This window comes from Mesorhizobium sp. RSR380A (assembly GCF_054719385.1).
Window position 1 is genome coordinate 5,736,427 of the sequence record NZ_JBTTIB010000001.1, and the last position, 16,349, is coordinate 5,752,775.

The 16,349-nt window shown below is 62.5% G+C and carries 18 protein-coding genes; 5 read left to right on the forward strand and 13 right to left on the reverse strand.

What is annotated here, in order from left to right; genetic code table 11:
- Window positions 1-46 precede the first annotated feature (46 nt).
- The 3 genes from ACYG9Z_RS27855 to ACYG9Z_RS27865 form a co-directional block, all read right to left on the reverse strand.
- Window positions 47-1,027, reverse strand: coding sequence for an ABC transporter substrate-binding protein (locus ACYG9Z_RS27855; RefSeq protein ID WP_023682467.1), 981 nt, complete (start codon window positions 1,025-1,027; stop codon window positions 47-49).
- Window positions 1,028-1,130: 103 nt separating this feature from the next.
- Entirely contained in the window at window positions 1,131-2,750 is a 1,620-nt protein-coding gene (locus tag ACYG9Z_RS27860; protein WP_023752247.1) for a GMC family oxidoreductase, read from the reverse strand.
- Entirely contained in the window at window positions 2,747-3,496 is a 750-nt protein-coding gene (locus tag ACYG9Z_RS27865; RefSeq protein ID WP_023682469.1) for an FCD domain-containing protein, read from the reverse strand. Before ACYG9Z_RS27865 ends, ACYG9Z_RS27860 begins: the two co-directional genes overlap by 4 nt.
- A gap of 188 nt (window positions 3,497-3,684) precedes the next feature.
- On the opposite strand from ACYG9Z_RS27865, the gene ACYG9Z_RS27870 reads away from it, so the two are divergent.
- Entirely contained in the window at window positions 3,685-4,779 is a 1,095-nt protein-coding gene (locus ACYG9Z_RS27870) for a mandelate racemase/muconate lactonizing enzyme family protein (RefSeq protein ID WP_023752248.1), read from the forward strand.
- 325 nt (window positions 4,780-5,104) lie between these two features.
- On the forward strand, window positions 5,105-5,515 hold the full coding sequence (locus tag ACYG9Z_RS27875) for a hypothetical protein (protein ID WP_023752249.1): 411 nt from the start codon (window positions 5,105-5,107) through the stop codon (window positions 5,513-5,515).
- A 661-nt stretch (window positions 5,516-6,176) separates the two neighbouring features.
- Here the strand turns inward: ACYG9Z_RS27875 and ACYG9Z_RS27880 are convergent.
- From ACYG9Z_RS27880 to ACYG9Z_RS27910, 7 genes are all read right to left on the reverse strand, one after another.
- Window positions 6,177-6,914, reverse strand: a complete 738-nt coding sequence (locus ACYG9Z_RS27880; RefSeq protein WP_031244135.1) for an SDR family oxidoreductase — start codon at window positions 6,912-6,914, stop codon at window positions 6,177-6,179.
- Window positions 6,915-6,984: 70 nt separating this feature from the next.
- Window positions 6,985-7,482 carry a 2,4'-dihydroxyacetophenone dioxygenase family protein gene (locus ACYG9Z_RS27885; RefSeq protein ID WP_023752250.1) on the reverse strand — a complete coding sequence of 166 codons (498 nt, stop codon included), beginning with the start codon at window positions 7,480-7,482 and terminating at the stop codon, window positions 6,985-6,987.
- 19 nt (window positions 7,483-7,501) lie between these two features.
- The gene (locus ACYG9Z_RS27890) at window positions 7,502-7,678 is read right to left on the reverse strand and encodes a hypothetical protein (protein WP_023752251.1); all 177 of its coding nucleotides are present in this window, start codon (window positions 7,676-7,678) and stop codon (window positions 7,502-7,504) included.
- 12 nt (window positions 7,679-7,690) lie between these two features.
- Window positions 7,691-8,461 carry an NADH dehydrogenase ubiquinone Fe-S protein 4 gene (locus ACYG9Z_RS27895; RefSeq protein WP_023752252.1) on the reverse strand — a complete coding sequence of 257 codons (771 nt, stop codon included), beginning with the start codon at window positions 8,459-8,461 and terminating at the stop codon, window positions 7,691-7,693.
- A gap of 70 nt (window positions 8,462-8,531) precedes the next feature.
- Window positions 8,532-9,041, reverse strand: coding sequence for an Hsp20/alpha crystallin family protein (locus tag ACYG9Z_RS27900; RefSeq protein WP_023752253.1), 510 nt, complete (start codon window positions 9,039-9,041; stop codon window positions 8,532-8,534).
- 74 nt (window positions 9,042-9,115) lie between these two features.
- A complete protein-coding gene (locus ACYG9Z_RS27905) occupies window positions 9,116-9,592 on the reverse strand; it encodes an Hsp20 family protein (protein ID WP_023752254.1) in 477 nt (158 codons plus the stop codon).
- Window positions 9,593-9,832: 240 nt separating this feature from the next.
- The gene (locus ACYG9Z_RS27910; protein WP_023752255.1) at window positions 9,833-10,186 is read right to left on the reverse strand and encodes a hypothetical protein; all 354 of its coding nucleotides are present in this window, start codon (window positions 10,184-10,186) and stop codon (window positions 9,833-9,835) included.
- A 780-nt stretch (window positions 10,187-10,966) separates the two neighbouring features.
- Here ACYG9Z_RS27910 and dusA point away from each other — a divergent pair.
- Window positions 10,967-11,962, forward strand: coding sequence for a tRNA dihydrouridine(20/20a) synthase DusA (gene dusA / locus ACYG9Z_RS27915; RefSeq protein WP_023752256.1), 996 nt, complete (start codon window positions 10,967-10,969; stop codon window positions 11,960-11,962).
- Window positions 11,963-11,967: 5 nt separating this feature from the next.
- On the opposite strand, the gene ACYG9Z_RS27920 is transcribed toward dusA, so the two are convergent.
- Window positions 11,968-12,672 (reverse strand): TIGR02281 family clan AA aspartic protease, encoded by a 705-nt coding sequence (locus ACYG9Z_RS27920; RefSeq protein WP_023752257.1) that lies wholly within the window; start codon window positions 12,670-12,672, stop codon window positions 11,968-11,970.
- 13 nt (window positions 12,673-12,685) lie between these two features.
- The gene (locus ACYG9Z_RS27925) at window positions 12,686-12,919 is read right to left on the reverse strand and encodes a DUF1289 domain-containing protein (protein ID WP_023824914.1); all 234 of its coding nucleotides are present in this window, start codon (window positions 12,917-12,919) and stop codon (window positions 12,686-12,688) included.
- A 187-nt stretch (window positions 12,920-13,106) separates the two neighbouring features.
- Between ACYG9Z_RS27925 and ACYG9Z_RS27930 the strand changes: the two genes are divergently transcribed.
- A complete protein-coding gene (locus ACYG9Z_RS27930) occupies window positions 13,107-14,105 on the forward strand; it encodes a nicotinate-nucleotide--dimethylbenzimidazole phosphoribosyltransferase (protein ID WP_023752258.1) in 999 nt (332 codons plus the stop codon).
- 9 nt (window positions 14,106-14,114) lie between these two features.
- On the opposite strand, the gene ACYG9Z_RS27935 is transcribed toward ACYG9Z_RS27930, so the two are convergent.
- Entirely contained in the window at window positions 14,115-15,638 is a 1,524-nt protein-coding gene (locus ACYG9Z_RS27935) for a sensor histidine kinase (RefSeq protein ID WP_023752259.1), read from the reverse strand.
- Window positions 15,639-15,713: 75 nt separating this feature from the next.
- On the opposite strand from ACYG9Z_RS27935, the gene ACYG9Z_RS27940 reads away from it, so the two are divergent.
- Complete coding sequence (locus ACYG9Z_RS27940) at window positions 15,714-16,337, forward strand: thermonuclease family protein (protein ID WP_023752260.1); 624 nt, start codon at window positions 15,714-15,716, stop codon at window positions 16,335-16,337.
- The last annotated feature ends 12 nt before the right edge of the window (window positions 16,338-16,349 follow it).

The window sequence follows — 16,349 nt, forward strand, 5'->3', positions numbered from 1 at the left end:
ACCCTACCCGCCGAAGCGGGTAGGGCAACTGGAAAGAAAGTGGATATCAGAACGCAATATCGAAGTCTTTCTTCGCGTTCGTGGCGTCGAAGAAGGCATCCTCGTTCTTGATGAACGGCGGGATCTTCTTGCCGGCCGCATAGTCGGCCATCGTTGCGAAGGCCTTCGGCCCGAACAGCGGGCTGCAAGCGCAGATAGCGCCGATCTTGCCGTCAATGATCGCCTGGACGCCTTCCTTCTCGCCGTCGATCGACAAGATCAGCACATCCTTGCCCGGGGTCTTGCCGGCTGCTTCCAAAGCGGCGATGGCGCCTAGCGCCATCTCATCATTATGCGCGTAGATGATATCCGCATCAGGGTGCGCCTGAAGCAGCGTCTCGGCGACCTGCCGGCCCTTGTCACGGGCGAAGTCGCCGGACTGCGACGCCAGGATGGTGAACTGCGAGTGCTTGGCGATGAAATCGTCGAAGCCTTTCTTGCGGTCGGTAGCGGCCGAGGCTCCGGTCGTGCCTTCCAGCTCGATGATCTTCGACTTGCCATTGGCGTTCTTGATCAGCCATTCCCCGACGCGGGTCGCCTCCTCGATGAAATCCGAACCGATGAAGCAGACATAATCCTCGCCCGGCTTGGCCATGGTGTGATCAACGTCGCGGTCGACCAGAAACACCGGTATGCCGGCATCGCGCGCGGCAAGAATGACCGGCACCAGGGGCTTGTCTTCGCGGGGCGGCAGGAAGATTGCGTCGACGCCCTGCGCGATCATCGAGTTCACGTCGGAGGCCTGCTTGGCCGACGAGCCGGCGGCATCCGTGTAGACCAGCTGATGGCCAAGCTTGGCGGCTTCGTCCTGCATGCTCTTGGTCTCGGCAAGACGCCACGGATTGTTGCTTTCCGTCTGCGCGAAACCGACCTTGTACTTGTCCTTCTTGGCGAGCGGCGGGAGCGCCGCGAAGGCGCGTGAGCCGAGTGTCAGCGCGACCGCGCCGGCGGCGGAGCCAACCAATAGTTTTCGACGGGTAATGATCATGCTCTTTCCTCCTTTATTGTCGCTTTCAGCGACTGTGTAATTTCCTCACGATATCGGCCTTGACGGCTTTGGCGATGACGCCGTCGGCAAGCTGGATCAGGCTCTATGCCGCCTCCAAAATGAAGTCGGCGCAGCGGTCGCCCAGCATCATGGCGGGCGCCGCCGTATTGCCGGCATTGATGTTGGGGCAGGCCGACATGTCGGCAACCCGCAGATTGTCTATTCCGCGCACGCGCAGCGCCGCGTCCAGCACCGCCATCCGGTCGCTGTCCGAGCCCATCCGGCATGTCCCGGCCGGGTGGTAGTTGGTCTTCACAAAGCGCTTGCAATGCTTTGTCATGGCTTCGTCGCTGAGATCATCCTGGCTTGGCACGGCAATGGTCTTGACCCGATCGGCGAGCGGCTTGGTCTGAAAAGCCTGCAGGAAATAACGCTGGCCGGAGATCATTTCCCGCATGTCGTCGGGATGTTTAAGGAGGTTCGGCGAAACGATCGGCATGTCCTTCGGATCCGCCGAACGCAGCCTTACGAAACCGCGCGACTTTGGCTTCACCACCACTGTCGTCACGGTAAGCCCATAGGTGTTCTCGACCAAGGTCAGGATATCGCGGTCCAGATAGACGTGCGGCACGCAGAAGGCCTGGATCGTCGGTTCGCCCTCGGGATCGGCCGGATTGACGAAGGCTCCGGCCTCCACCCCCGCTGACAGGATCGTGCCGGTGCCGAAGAGCTTGAAATGCAGGCCGTTCCTGATCATCCTCCAGCCTTGGCCCTGCCTGAAATAGCCGTATGGGCCGTTTGCGGTGGCGATGATCGGCACCTCCGGATGGTCGATCAGGTTTTCGCCGACCCCGGGCAGGTCGGCGACGCAGGAAATGCCGTGCCCGGCAAGCGCCTCGGCGGGGCCGATGCCGGACAGCATGAGCAGTTTCGGCGAGACGAGGGCACCGGACGAGACGATCACGTCGGCATCTGCATGGACGGTATGCTCGGCGCCCGACGCATCCGAATAGACGACGCCGGTGACCCGACCGTTTTCGATCAGCAGCCGGCTGACTGTGCAATTGAGTTTCAGCGTCAGCTTGGGATCATTCGTCAGCGGCTCGATGAAGGCATAGGCGGCGCTGCTGCGCTTTCCCCGCCGGTTCATGAACTGGTAGAAGCCGACCCCGCGCTGCGACGGTCCGTTGAAGTCATGGTTGTACGGCAATCCAAGGCCTTGGACGGCCTGGACGAACCAACGGGAAACATCATCGATGTGGCCTGGATCCGAGACCAGCAGCGGACCTTCGCTGCCATGCAGTTCGCCGCCGAGGCGGTTGTTTCCCTCCATGCCGGTGAAATGCGGCAGCACCGCCTGCCAGTTCCAGCGCACGCCGGCATTGTTGCCGCGCAGCAGTTCGTCCCACTCCTCATAGTCGGCCGAGCGGCCTCGCATGTAGACCTGGGCGTTGACCGAGGTGCCGCCGCCCAGCACGTTGCCTTGCGAGATTTCATGGACGCGGCCGTCGAGATGGGCCTGCGGCTCGGTGCGGTGATAGCGCATGAATTTCGAGCCGTTGATCATCTTGAAGATGCCGGGCGGCATGTCGAGCAAGGGGTGATGATGGGAATGGCCGGCCTCCAGCAGCAGGGTTCGCCGTCCCGCTTTGACAAGCCTTGCCGCCGCGACGCAGCCGGCTGCTCCGCCGCCCACCACGATATGGTCGTAGGACTGCGTCATGCTTCCGGCGCCTCACGGCTTTCGAATGTACCGCGGACATACTCCCAGGCCGCCGAGAGGTGGTTGAGCAGCGCCCGCTCGGCGCCGTCAGGATCTCGCTCAATGATGGCCGTGCAGATTTCACGATGGCTGAGGAAATTCACGCGGTTGCGCTCGGGCGACCGTGGCATGCGCATCCAATGCGGCGACAGCCAGGCGGTAAATGCCTTGTGCACGACAGGCAGCACCGGGTTGCGCGCGATGTCATAGAGCGCTGCGTGGAACGCCACGTCCGTCGCATAGAATTTCTCAGAATCCGGGATGGCTGCCTCGTTCATCGCCAGCGCCGCCCTCAGGGCTGTGACGTCATCCTTGCGGGCATGGATGGCGGCGTTGCGCGCCAGCGACGCCTCGAGGAAGACGCGCATGTCGTAGAGGTTCTTCACGCCCGCCTGGTCGCTCAGCAGATGTCCTACGATGCCGTCGAGGGCGCCGAGCGCGGCATCCAGGCCAGGCCGGCGCGCCACGGGCCGGAACCGCGGACGCGCTTCCACCAGGCCGCGGCTGGCCAGGCGCGCAATCGCCTCACGCACAACGCCCCGGCCTACACCATACTCGATCATCAGTTCGCGCTCGGCCGGCAGGTAGCTGCCGTCGCCAAGCCTTCCGGATGTGATGTCGGCCTCTATGCCGGCCACCATCGCGTCGGCCGCGCGGGCGGCGAGAATAGCCGCGGGCATCTCAGGACGCTCTTCCGTATCCAGCAAGCCTTTTTCCTCCCAGATGGTCCTGTTATTAGAAGGTAAATCGGACCAAAGCACAAGCGGATTGATGCTTTTGTAGGACCAAAAATGACTGATTGGCTTCAGAATCGCTGAAAGATCAGCCACATTGTTGCCAGTCAGCGCTGCCGGTGCAATTATGGTCCGATGAAAAAACCTGAATGGAGCGCAGCATGAGCCGCACCGAAATCAAGGAAGTCGAGACCCGGCTGTTTCGGGTCCCACTGCGTGAGGTGATGACCGATGCGAAGCACGGCGCGCACACGCATTTCGAGCTGGTCACCGTCACGCTGAGGCTTGCCGACGGCACCGAGGGCACAGGCTACACCTACACCGGCGGCAGGGGCGGCTTTGCGATCAAGGCAATGATCGATCACGACCTCGCGCCGTTCCTCAAGGCACGCGACGCAACGCAAATCGACACGATCTACGACGGCATGCTCTGGCACATCCACTATGTCGGGCGCGGCGGCATCGCTTCTTTCGCGATCTCGGCGATCGACATCGCATTATGGGACCTCAAGGGCCGGCGTAGCGGCCTGCCGCTTTGGCAGATGGCGGGCGGGGCCGGGAAGAGCGCCAAGGCCTATCGCGGCGGCATCGACCTAAACTTCACCCTCGATCAGCTTTTGGCCAGCATCGATTCCTATCTCAATGCCGGCTTCACCGGGGTGAAGATCAAGGTCGGCAAGGACGACCTTGCCGAGGATGTGGCCCGGGTGAAGGCAGTTCGCGAGCGCATCGGCCCTCATGTCACCTTTATGGTTGACGCCAACTACGCGCTGGACGTCCCGCGAGCGATCGAGGCAGCGAGAGCATTCGCCGCCTACGATCTGCTGTGGTTCGAGGAGCCCATCATACCCGACGACTATGAGGGTTACGCCAGCATTGCCAAGGCTACCGGAATGCCCCTGGCAATGGGAGAAAACCTGCATGTCATCGAGGAGTTCGAGCATGCCTTCGCTTGGTCGAATCTCGCCTACATCCAACCCGACGCCTCCAACTGCGGCGGGGTCACCGGCTGGCTGCGCGTGGCAGCGCTCTCACGCAAGGCTGGCATTCCGGTCTGCAGTCACGGGATGCAGGAACTTCATGTCAGCCTCGTTGCAGGTCAGACAAATGCCGGCTGGGTGGAGGCGCATAGTTTTGATATTGACCATTATACCACTGAGCCGCTGAGGCTTCAGGATGGTTTGGCGATAGCACCCGACGAGCCTGGAGTGGGCGTTGTCTTCGACTGGCGGAAATTGGCGGATTTTCGCCAATAGCGCCTTGCATGGAACATGGTGCCTGTCGCTGCCGTTTGGAAATCTTGGAGGCGGCCGCATGCATTTTGTCCAGATCCTGCTTCCTCGTTCCGGCAACGCGGAGAGCGCTTCGCCGAGGAAGACTTCGACCGTCTGAAGAACGAACTCGCCGCCGCCGCAGCCAGCGGGCATACCACTTATCGGATGCCACACTTACATTTGTAATTGCAGCGACGCTTCACCGGCTTTAACTCACGCGATCATAGCAGCGACACGACAAATGCAGGCGGCCGCCCGAAAACGGGCAGAAGCTGCAAGCATTGGGTGCGCCTGCAGGGAGGCGGCGATGGTTGCAACGCGTACGGACACTGCACATCCGGTTATGGAGGACTTCATTCTATCACGGCACCGCTCACCGGTCCGCGAAGTTGGATTTTACGAGGCTATGAGTCAAACCCGACAAGCGATCGCCACATCGCGCGAGGTGCTGAGGCGCTTTCGCGAACGTCAGGGCGACGACACTCCTCGAGCGAAGAATACAGACCGTGGTCCTGTCGCCGTGTCAGCCTTCGATGCCGACATCATACGCGCTGCATGCCGAGATCTGATCGCGGAAATGAACGTGCCCGAGTGTCAATGGCGCGAGCTGGCGCGAAGTCTGGTGCGCGAATTCGTGGCCTGCGAGCAGACCGAAGCCGGTTTGGTGGATTGGATCGTCCGCCGGCCAGCGATGGCGGAGACGGACGAGGCCGGCTGACCGGAGCCAACTGGCGGGGCGGCGAATGAGCCAGGAGTCAGTCGACCGCAATTAACGCGAGCAAACAGGTCTCCCGGCGACTTGTTGCGCGGGAACTGCGGTGATCCGAGGGTCGGAAATTTTGGCGAGCGGCTTGGACACATCTGATCCTCCTCGTCTGTAGCGTCGCGCTCGTGTTCGCATTTGAAGCATGTAGCGAGGACTGGCCGATGGCGTGACCTTTGGTTGAGTGGAGACGAATGCGTCCAGCCTACTGTCCAAGGCACGGCGACGGCCATGTCGCGTTGCTCCCGGCCTTCGCACACAAGGAGCCCAGGCTGGATGCCAACCAGGCTGCATTAGGCCAGTGGGAACAATTTGCGCGGGCCGAGCTTGGGCTAGCGTCGTACAGAGGTGCAAGTATGCAAGATAATTTTGACCGAGCTTCATCCGTCGCGGAGGTTGCGGAATCCTTCGTGAGATCCCGGAGGCCGTTCTCTGTCGTATCGACCCGGGATGCGGTCACGATTGTCAGGAAACAGGCAGCTTTTTGCGAGCATACGGATGGCGAGCTTGCGGAGTTGGTGGCGGCAATTGCGGTCAGGCATGGTCGACTGGTCGCGTTCGATCTTGATCTCGACGACACAGGCTTGGAGATCGGTCGCGCAGCATAGCCAACGCCTCACGCAATGAGATAGCCACCGTCAACCGGCAGAATTGCCCCAGTGATGAACCCCGCGAGCGGCGAACACAAGAACAAGGCGGGGCCGGTCAGGTCGCCCGGCGTACCCCAGCGACCCATCGGAGTGCGTTTCATCAATTCCGCGTTGCGAGCTGGATCGGCCCGTGGCGCGGCGGTCATGGCGGTCTCGATCCAGCCAGGCGCCAATGCGTTTACGCGGATGCCATCCCCGGCATAGGCGATGGCGAGCGACTTGGTAAGTTGCACGATGGCGCCCTTGGATGCGGCGTAAGCCGGCGCATGAGCCGCGCCGAAAAACGCGAACATCGAGGCGATGTTGACGATGGCGCCCCCGTTTGAGAGTGCCCCTCGGAACGCGCTCGCACTCCGCATGGAGCCGGTGAGATTGATATCGACCACCGTTTCGAAACCCTGGACAGTGAATTCGGCGGCGCGCAGGTTTACCCCTGCGCAATTTACGAGCGCTGCAACGGATGTGAACTGACTGGAATATCCTTCGACCGCAGTCATATCCCGGACGTCGAGTACTGAATACGAGACGGCGGTGCCGTATGCACGAGCGGCCGCTACCTCGGCGGCCGTGGCCCCAGTCGCGTGGACGATTGCCCCGGCCTCGGCGAACGCCATGGCGATGCCGTTTCCGATGCCTGTCGTGCCTCCGGTAATGACGACGGTCTTGCCCGCGAAGAAGGGCATCGCCCATATGGAACCGGTCACCAAAATCTCCTCGTTTCGCCTCTGTGGCGGAGCGCGAACTTACCGCAGCGGAAGACAAACGGGCGGATGTCTACCGCACGAATTGATCGACGAAATCGTCCCCGAGACCCACGCTCGCATAGTGGCTTCTGCACATGTCGATCTTGGTGAAAACGTCCTCGAAACCAATCTGCTTGTTATCCTTGTCCAGGTAAACCATGCAGCCGGAGATGTTGAAGAAGGTGATCATCTCGGGCACGTCGCTTGGGACCGTGAGCGTGTGGATTTCACCGGGCGGCTCGAAAACGTAAGATCCGGTCTCTGCCACCCAGTCGTGTTCAAGGTAGTGCCAACGCCCCTTGATCACATAGCCATGCACGGGGGCCGGATGCAGATGACGGCTTAATATCCCGGCCCGGCGTACGCGGAGCAGATTGCACCACTGGCCTTGCATTGTGTTGAGCATAAGTGGTCGGAACCACACGCCCTTAGCCTGTGGGACCCAGACACGCTCGTCTTCGGGGACGGCAGCGATCGCGATCTCTTTCGGTGCCAGGGGATGGGCGGAGCCGTTGAAGGATTGATACATAGGAACCTCTGTCGCCAATTCATTGGAGCGTCCATATCAGCGCGATCCTAACAACTGTGCCGAGTTCTGCCGAGGCGCAATCGGGCGCACACGCATTGGGAAAGTTGTCGGCGCGCGCCCCGCCCGCTGCCGCGACCGCAAGCGCGAATGGGTTCGGTATGGTCCGTTGGGCGTCGAAGACGATCAGTGGGTCCATTCTTGCCTCCAATTATGCGGCTATCCGGGAGCGTACCGGGCTGGTCCTGGTCTGGAAGCCCCGGTTTCGGGCCTCCAGGGCCAGCAGAGCGAGTTCGACCTCGTCCAATCGCGACGGGCGTGCATTTTCCGGCATGCCTTCGGCGGTGGCCAGGTCGATCAGGTACTCGTTCCAGGCCCAGTTCTTGAGCACAGCGCGTTTCTCGTCGGGTGAAAGGACGGGATCATCCACCACCTGCATCGGAGAGGTGTAGAAAGTCTCCGGCTCGGAAAGCGCCGTCTGTATGTGCGCTACCTGTGCACCGGCGCCATAGCCGTGACTTGCCTGGAGCCAAGCCAACTGCAGCCGCTGCCAAACCAGGTCGGAAAAGGCCTGTTTCTCCTCCGATACATGCTGACTCCTGATCTTGGCCTGGGAAGCAGGAGGTGCCGCCTGCACCACGTAATTGAGGCCTTGACGCTCGGCATAACGGATCGCCGCTTCCAGCGTCGGAAAGTTCAGTTCAACCTGGGTCAGGGTGTCCCGGCCACCGGTATAGCCCATCAGCGGCTCGATGAACGGGGCTGTGCGGCGTTCGAAGACCAATCGCCAGGCCTTGCGGGGCTTTGCCGAGGTCATGGCCGGGCGGCATGGCTGGTAGATCCGCGCCGTTGCGCCGTCCGGAAACACTGACCGTCCCATTGACAAAGCCGGCCCGTCTAGACGAGGCCGATTGTCATTGTCCGGCCGGACGGACGTCTTGGTTGGGTTCCTGATGTTGTCGCTGCTTTGAACTGTCTCCATTGCCTGTCCCTCCCGTTATGAAGGGTCGCACGGGCAGCGGCCGTAAGGGCCGCCACCCATACTGCATCCGTCAGTTCTTCCCGTTGATTGCGATCCGCTTGGCCTTCGCCTGCGCCCGCTCGGTCTTGGGCAACGTCACGGTCAGCACCCCGTTCTTGAAGGCGGCGTTGACCTTGTCTTCTTCAACCTCGTAGCCGAGCGGAATGAGGCGCTCGAAGCGACCGTAGAAGCGCTCGGAGAACTGCCGGTCCTTGTCCTCGGTCTCGGAACGCTTCTCGCCTTTAAGCTTGAGCGCCCCATTTTCCAGCAGGACTTCTATGTCGCTCTCGTCCAGGCCAGGTATTTCCGCCGTGACGCGGACTTCCTTGTCCGTGTCGGAGATTTCGACATTCGGCCAACTGGCGGCGAAAGAGGGACCGAAGGCCGGCAGTCTGGCGCCAAAGCTGCGGAAGGCGTCATCGAACAGCCGGTTTACCTCCCGGTGGAGGGAGACGAAGGGGTCTCGATCTCCATCAGGGAAGAGACTGGGCGCCGAGTTTCCGTTGCCCCGGCCCCATGGGATCAAGTCACGTACGCTCATTGTCTTTCTCCTTTCGTAGGTCTCTGAGCCGGGCGGGACGCCCGGCTCAAGCGAAAGCCTTCATGGTGGATTGCTCAGGCGGCCAGCTTGTCGGTCTCGACCTTGGGAGCCTCGATCTTCGGCATGGGAGCCCCGCTGGAGATTTCGATCTTGCGCGGTTTCATCTCCTCGGGAACCTCGCGCTTGAGATCGATGCTCAGCAGCCCGTTCTCAAGGCTGGCGCCCTCGACTTTGACATGATCGGCCAGTTCGAACCGACGCTCGAAAGCGCGCCCGTTGATGCCGCGGTAGAGATACTGGCCGTTCTCATCGCCGGATTGCGACCCGCTCACAACCAGCATGTTGGGCTGGTAGGTGACGGTCAACTGGTCCTGCGGGAAACCGGCGACCGCCATCGTGATGCGATACTGATCATCATCAACCTTGGCGATATCGTAGGGCGGCCAGTTGTCGAACGAGGCCACACGACTCGCACTTTCAAGCATGTCGACCATGCGGTCGAAGCCGATGCTGGACCGGTATAGAGGGGTAAAATCGAGGTTTGTCTTCATAGCCACATCCTCCTTTGAGCAACATGGACAACAGAAGGCGCCAAGAGCCTTGCCGCCTCCTGGTGTTGCCGGCCCCATTAGGCTGCCGGCGACCATCAATTTAGAATCGCGACTTACACCTTCAAGAGCAAGAATAGGAAAATTTTCATCGGCAATCTGGGCGAACGCACCAATGCCACCCCTTCCGCCGGCGGGGTCACTCGCCGACGGGTCCATGGTGCAAGAACAACTACGTCGCCCTTAAATCCGATCGACGAATGGTACGAACGCGGCCACTGCCGCGCTGTCACTGCAGTCAGGACCGGCACGCTCATCCGATTGATCCAACTGTTGCAACGCATCCATGATCGTGTCGAAGCTGACCGGTTCACCCGCTCCCGGCAGCATGCGAAGCGCTGGCACGGATTCTACGGCGCAGGCATCCGACGCCCATGACGAAAGAATGGCGCGCTTCTCCTGAGCGTCCAGGGCAACGTCGGCCAAAACGTCGTGGGGCTGTTTGAAATGCCGCGCCGGATGCAGCAAGCGGTCCAGAAAAACGTCGGGGGCCACGGGTTCAATCGATGCAAAATAGGTCGAAATGGGTCCTTCCATGGATGGTCCTCGGCTTCAGACAATCTCATGCGTGTTTGAGTCTGGCGGCTCTCGCCATTCCCGCCGGCGAAATTTTGGAACGTCTCAAGCAAGTTTCAATGGCTCGGCACGGGTCACATTGCCGTCGTCAACGCCTTGGAACCATTTTATCGGGCCGGTCAAACAATCGGCGAGAATCTCAATTCTGACCTCGGGCGAACTCGAAGGCCGAATCCGGCAGGAGAAACAGTCATGTCTTACCCTCTCCAGGACCTTGTGCATTGGCTTGATCACTGAGCCCTGATGCTCTCGACCGGCCGCCTTGTTCCGGCCATCGCACAGGAAATTCCGAACGACTTCAGCGCAATCGTGTGTCAGAGACTGCCAGCGGCTGTCGCGATCACGACCAGGCAGATCATCCAGGATCAAACGACGCTCAACGACTTCCCCAGGTGATGTCGATACCGAGAGTGATCGGTCCGGCACCCTGGGCGGCTCGATCACGACCAAAGCGAACGAGCCGTTCGCGATCGAGGGTGGCGATGCTGCACTTCCCCAGATGTTCGGAGCATAGCGAGGGCTGCGGCCTTGGAGCGGCGAGGGGACTTGCCTACATCGCACATGTCGTCGATATGGAGGTCGATGAGTTCGCCGAAGGCTTCAGGCGCGCTAACAGGGCTTGTCGGCGTCTCACTGCGACCGACTTGGTGTCGGTGCCCCGGCGCCGCGCATCCTCGCGTTGCAGGAAGGTCTCGCTGACGCAGCGTGTGCGGTAGGTTCTAAGGTTCTGATGTTAAACAGATGCTGAAATACCAAGAGCATAAACTGGCCGTGGCCCCGATGATGGACTGGACCGACCGGCATTGCCGGTTCTTCCACCGCCAGCTGACGCGGCGTGCGCTGCTCTACACCGAAATGGTGGTGGCGGACGCTGTCATCCATGGTGCGCGCGAGCGGCTGCTTGGTTTTGACGAGACCGAACATCCGGTGGCACTGCAGCTCGGCGGCTCCGATCCGCAAAAGCTGGCCGAGGCGGCGCGCATCGGCGAGGGCTTCGGTTACGACGAGATCAATCTCAATGTCGGCTGTCCGTCCGACCGCGTCCAGTCCGGCACGTTCGGCGCCTGCCTGATGAAAGTGCCTGACCTCGTCGCCGATTGTGTGGCGGCGATGAAGGCGGCGGTGACAATCCCGGTGACGGTCAAATGCCGCATCGGCGTCGACGAGCAGGATCCGGAGCCCGCGCTCGACGCGCTGGCCGACGGCGTTTTCGCGGCCGGCGCCGACGCGCTGTGGGTGCATGCGCGCAAGGCTTGGCTGGAGGGTCTGAGCCCGAAGGAAAATCGCGACATCCCGCCGCTCGACTATGACAGGGTCTATCGCCTCAAGGCTAGAAAATCGAACAAATTCATTGGCATCAATGGAGGCGTTCAATCGCTCGAAGAGGCGGCTCGCCACCTCGATCATGTCGATGGCGCCATGCTTGGCCGCGCCGCCTACCACACGCCAGGCATCCTGGCCGCCGTCGACGCGGCATTCTACGGCGACAAGGCCGGCGCCTACGATTTTGCCGCGCTGATCGACACGATGGCCGACTACGCCGCGCGGCATATCGAGCAGGGCGGGCGGCTCGGCCACGTCACCCGCCACATGGTCGGGCTGTTCCACGGCCTGCCCGGCGCGCGCCGCTTCCGGCAGATACTATCTACCGACGCGACGAAACCCGGCGCCGGACCGGATGTGCTGAAGGCTGCGTTCGCTGCCGTCGATTTCGACCGTGTTGAAAAGGCCGCTTAAGCAGTTCAGTCGCGCAGAATCATCCGGTCGCCGCGCACGTCGAAACCCGACAGCGAACCGATGAAATTCATGCCGAGCAGGCTCTGGCTGAGCGCGCCGGGCGCGGCGACCATCACCTGCATGTTCTTGCGCACGATGCCGCCGATCGCCAGTTCGTCGGTGCGCACCGAAGCGGCGCGTGCCATGCCATTGGCGGTCGAGACCGGGACGGTGAAGCTCAGCGCGGCCGGATTGAAGCCGGCCGCCTGCGCGTCTTCGGCGGTGAGCACTGTACTGGTCGCGCCGGTATCGACGACGGTGCGGATCGGCGCGCCGTTGATCGTGATGCGGGCCTCGAAATGGCCGCTGCCGGCCTTGTCCAGGGTCACGGTGGCATGGCCGTCCTCGACGCCGAGCGCCAGCGGGCTGCCGGGAACGAGGCCCGCCGTCACCCGGCTGGCGAAATCCTGCAACTCGTAGCGGTACTGGTAGCCGGCGACGAGCGCCAGCACGATCAGGGCCCACGTGCCGAGATTGCGGGCCATGACGCCGAGCGGCCTGCCGGACCGGACAAGGCCGGCGCTGACCAGCAAGCCGATCGCCCCCAGCCAGACCAGACGGCTGAAATCGTAATTCTCGATGCCGAACGTGCTGCCGGCGTCGTTGTTGATCATCAGCAGCACCAGCCCGAGGCCGATTGCCGCCATCACGATCCAGAACAGTCGGTTCATTGGACCTGCCGTTTCAAGAGAGGACGTCGCGCTCGCGCGCCATGCGGCTGCGGCGTGTTTCCCGGCGCGGCCGGCGCTCGACCGTTTCCAATCGGGCCGGCAACTCGGCCATGACGCTGCGGCGTACCTCCGGCGTCATCCCCATCCAGGCGCCGATTTCATCGCGCGTGCGGCCGCAGCCGAAGCAGAAGCCGGTTTTCATATCGATCGAACAGACCAGGATGCACGGGGATTCGATGGCCGTCATGACTTTCTCTTGCAGGTTCCGTCCGGAATCCCTCGTTCCATCTCCACATGGTGCAACGGCAAAGCCAATGCAAGCCCTTCGGAATGCGGCGCGGGCAACCGCTTTCGCGCCAATGTCGAGGGGAGTTGTGCCGGCCGGGCAAGGCGGTTATGCCGCTGATCAACCACAGGGAATGATCAGGACCGACATGACCAGCGCGCTGCCCTTCGACGACTTTCGCAATCTGCTGGCGAGCCTGCCGCCTGCCGATACAGTCGCGGAAAACAGGGTGCGCACCCTGTTTTCCAAGGCCGACAAGCCGAAAGCCTCGCTTGGCCGCATTGAGGACATCGCCGCCTGGCTTGCTGTCTGGAGCGGGCGCGCCCCGCCGGCGGTGAACCGGCCCCTGGTGGCGATCTTCGCCGGTAACCATGGCGTGACCCGCCACGGCATCTCGCCGCGCCCTGTCGCTGCGACCGCAAACGCCGTTGAGCTGTGCGCCGCCGGCGGTGCGGCAATCAACCAGATTTGCGTCGCCAACAATCTTGGCCTCAAGGTGTTCGATCTGGCGCTGCACATTGCGACCGCCGACATCACCGAGGACGCCGCCCTCGACGAACGCGGCTGCGCCGCCACCATGGCCTTCGGCATGGAAGCCATCGCCGGTGGCGCCGATCTGATTTGCCTTGGCGATCTCGGCGTCGGCAACTCCACCGTTGCGGCGGCCTTGTGCGCGGCCCTGTTCGGCGGCAGCGGCGCCGACTGGGTCGGCCCCGGCTCCGGTGCCGACGCGGCCATGCAGGCGCGCAAGGCTGATGTAGTCGATGCAGCCGTCGCCTTCCATGGTGCGGCTCTGAAGGACCCGTTGGAAGCACTGCGCCGGGTCGGTGGCCGCGAATTTGCGGCCATTGCCGGCGCCATCCTCGCCGCCCGGATGCAAAAAATCCCGGTGCTGCTCGACGGCTTCGCCGCGACCGCTGCCGCTGCCGTGCTGCATGCCGCCAACCCGGGTGCGCTCGACCATTGCCTGCTGGCCAGCCAGTCGCCCGAACCCGGCCAAAGGCTTGCCGCCGAGCGGCTCGGCCTCAGGCCGCTGTTCGATCTCGGCATCAGCCACGGCGAAGGGGTAGGGGCCGCCCTTGCCGCCGGTCTGGTCAAGGCGGCGGCGCTTACCAGTTCGGGCATGGCGGCGGCGGTCAAAGCCTAGAACAAGCTGTCAACGTCGGCGGGCCGCCGCCACGGTCTTGGTTGGCAGCGCCGGCAGTTCCTCCATCACTCGGGCGAGCGGGAAAATGGCGATTGCCTCGGTGCCTTCGCGCAATTTCGACTGAAGTTCGAATTCGCCGCCATGCATGGCGAGCAGGCCCTGCACGATCGGCAGTCCGAGCCCGGTGCCCTGTTCGGCGCTCTTGATGGCGATCGAGCCCTGGCCGAAGGCGGACAGCACGATCGGGATTTCGTCTTCCGGTATGCCCGGCCCGTTATCCTTGACCGAAATGTACTGGCCGCCGCCCGCCGTCCAGCCGACGCGCACGCGAACTTCGCCGCCGGTGGCGGTGAATTTGATGGCGTTGGACAGGAGGTTGAGCGTTATCTGCCGCACCGCGCGCTCGTCGGCGAACAGCCGCGGCAGGGCACTTTCGAAATCCTGCACAATGCGGATGTCCTTGTTGCGCGCCTTCAATTCCATCATGTGGCAGCAATCTTCGGCGATGTTGAGCAGCATCACCGGCTCTTCGTTGAGCTGATAGCGGCCGGCCTCGATGCGCGACAGATCGAGGATTTCGTTGATCAGGTCGAGCAGATGCTGGCCGGAATCGTGCACGTCGCGGGCATAGTCGCGATAGGTCGGGTTGCTCATAGGCCCGAGCACTTCATTGGCCATCACCTCGGAAAACCCGAGAATGGCGTTGAGGGGCGTCCTCAGCTCATGGCTCATCGAAGCAAGGAAGCGCGACTTCGCCAGATTGGCGTCTTCGGCCCGCCGACGAGCTTCGTCCGACATCGATTTCGCGGTCTCCACCTCGGCGAGCAGCGCATCCTTTTCGGAGCGGAAGGACAGAAGTATCAGCGACGAGCGGTTGAGATGGCGCGCGATGTAGGCAAAGAACGGCAATGCCGCGACCAGCAGGGCGACCATGATCGTCCCGACCGGCACCCAAAATTTCGTTTCGGCATAGGCATAGACCGCCACCGGAACGACGAAGGTGGCAAGCAGCGAGCCGCGCAAGGACGACGCCATGATAGCGGTCGTCGCCAAGGCCAGCAGCAGCACCACCGCCTTGGCCACCTGGAACTGGTCGATCTGGCAGGTGGCGCAGCCGAGCCAGGCGAACCACGCCCAGCCGAGGCCGCACAGCGAATGGCCGATCAGAAAATCCCTGCGGGTGCGAACAGGGTTGAGCTCGGCAGCTTCGGTGCGGCCGACGCGCCGCGCCATGAAGGCGACGATCGAATAGCAGATCAGGGTGAACAGCGCCCAGACGCTGATCTGTTTGTCCACACCGGCCAGCAGCCCGGCCGCCGCGACCGCCAACACCAGCAGTGGGATGACGGCTGCGCCGCGCACCATGGTCCCGGCATGCAGCTTCAGCAGCTCGCGGTCGAAGTCGAGATTGCCGACCTGCTGCGAAAGACGGTCGCGCGTCTTGCGCACCGCGCGCGCCACATCGCTGTTGCGGTGCGGTTTCCGGCGGTCCACAATGAATTTATCCGCTGTGTTCGAGCGTAGCAGAGGCATGGAAACTTCGATTTATGCGCGCAGCGATCTCAATTCGTTAAGCTACGTTCGAATGATTAAGAGACGGTTTGCCATATGAGCCGTTCGTGGTCGCCAAGGCCGCGCCGGCGATACTATCCGCCGCCGCCGCGAAGCCTGTGGCGCAAGCTGCTGGATTACGCGCTGACGGTCATTCTGCTCGGCCTGCTGATCCTGCTCGCCGCACGCCTCGACCGTTTCGAGACGCGCAAGGCGCAAGGGGTGGCGATCGTCAACGATGGCGATTCACTCATTCTTGGCACCGAACGTATCCGCATGCGCGGCATCGACGCTCCGGAATACCAGCAGATCTGCCGTAGGGATGGCGCAGACTACGCCTGCGGCAGGCTGGCGCGCCAGGCGCTGGTGCGGCTGATATCAGGAAATCCGGTGACCTGCAGCGGCTGGCAGCGCGACCGCTACGGCCGCCTGCTCGGCGATTGCAAGGCCGGTGGAAAGGATCTCAACCGGGCCCAGGTTGAGGCCGGCTGGGCCATTGCCTATGGCGATTTCGACACCGAGCAGGCCATTGCCCGCGCCGGCAAGGTTGGCATCTGGGCCGGCACTTTCGATCAGCCGCAAGACTGGCGCGAAAGCCACCACGGCGGCCCGCTCGAAAGAAAGCACGGCACCCTGGCTTCGGTCGGTGACGCCTTGCGAGAGATGTTTCGCTTCTGGTGACGAGCACTATAG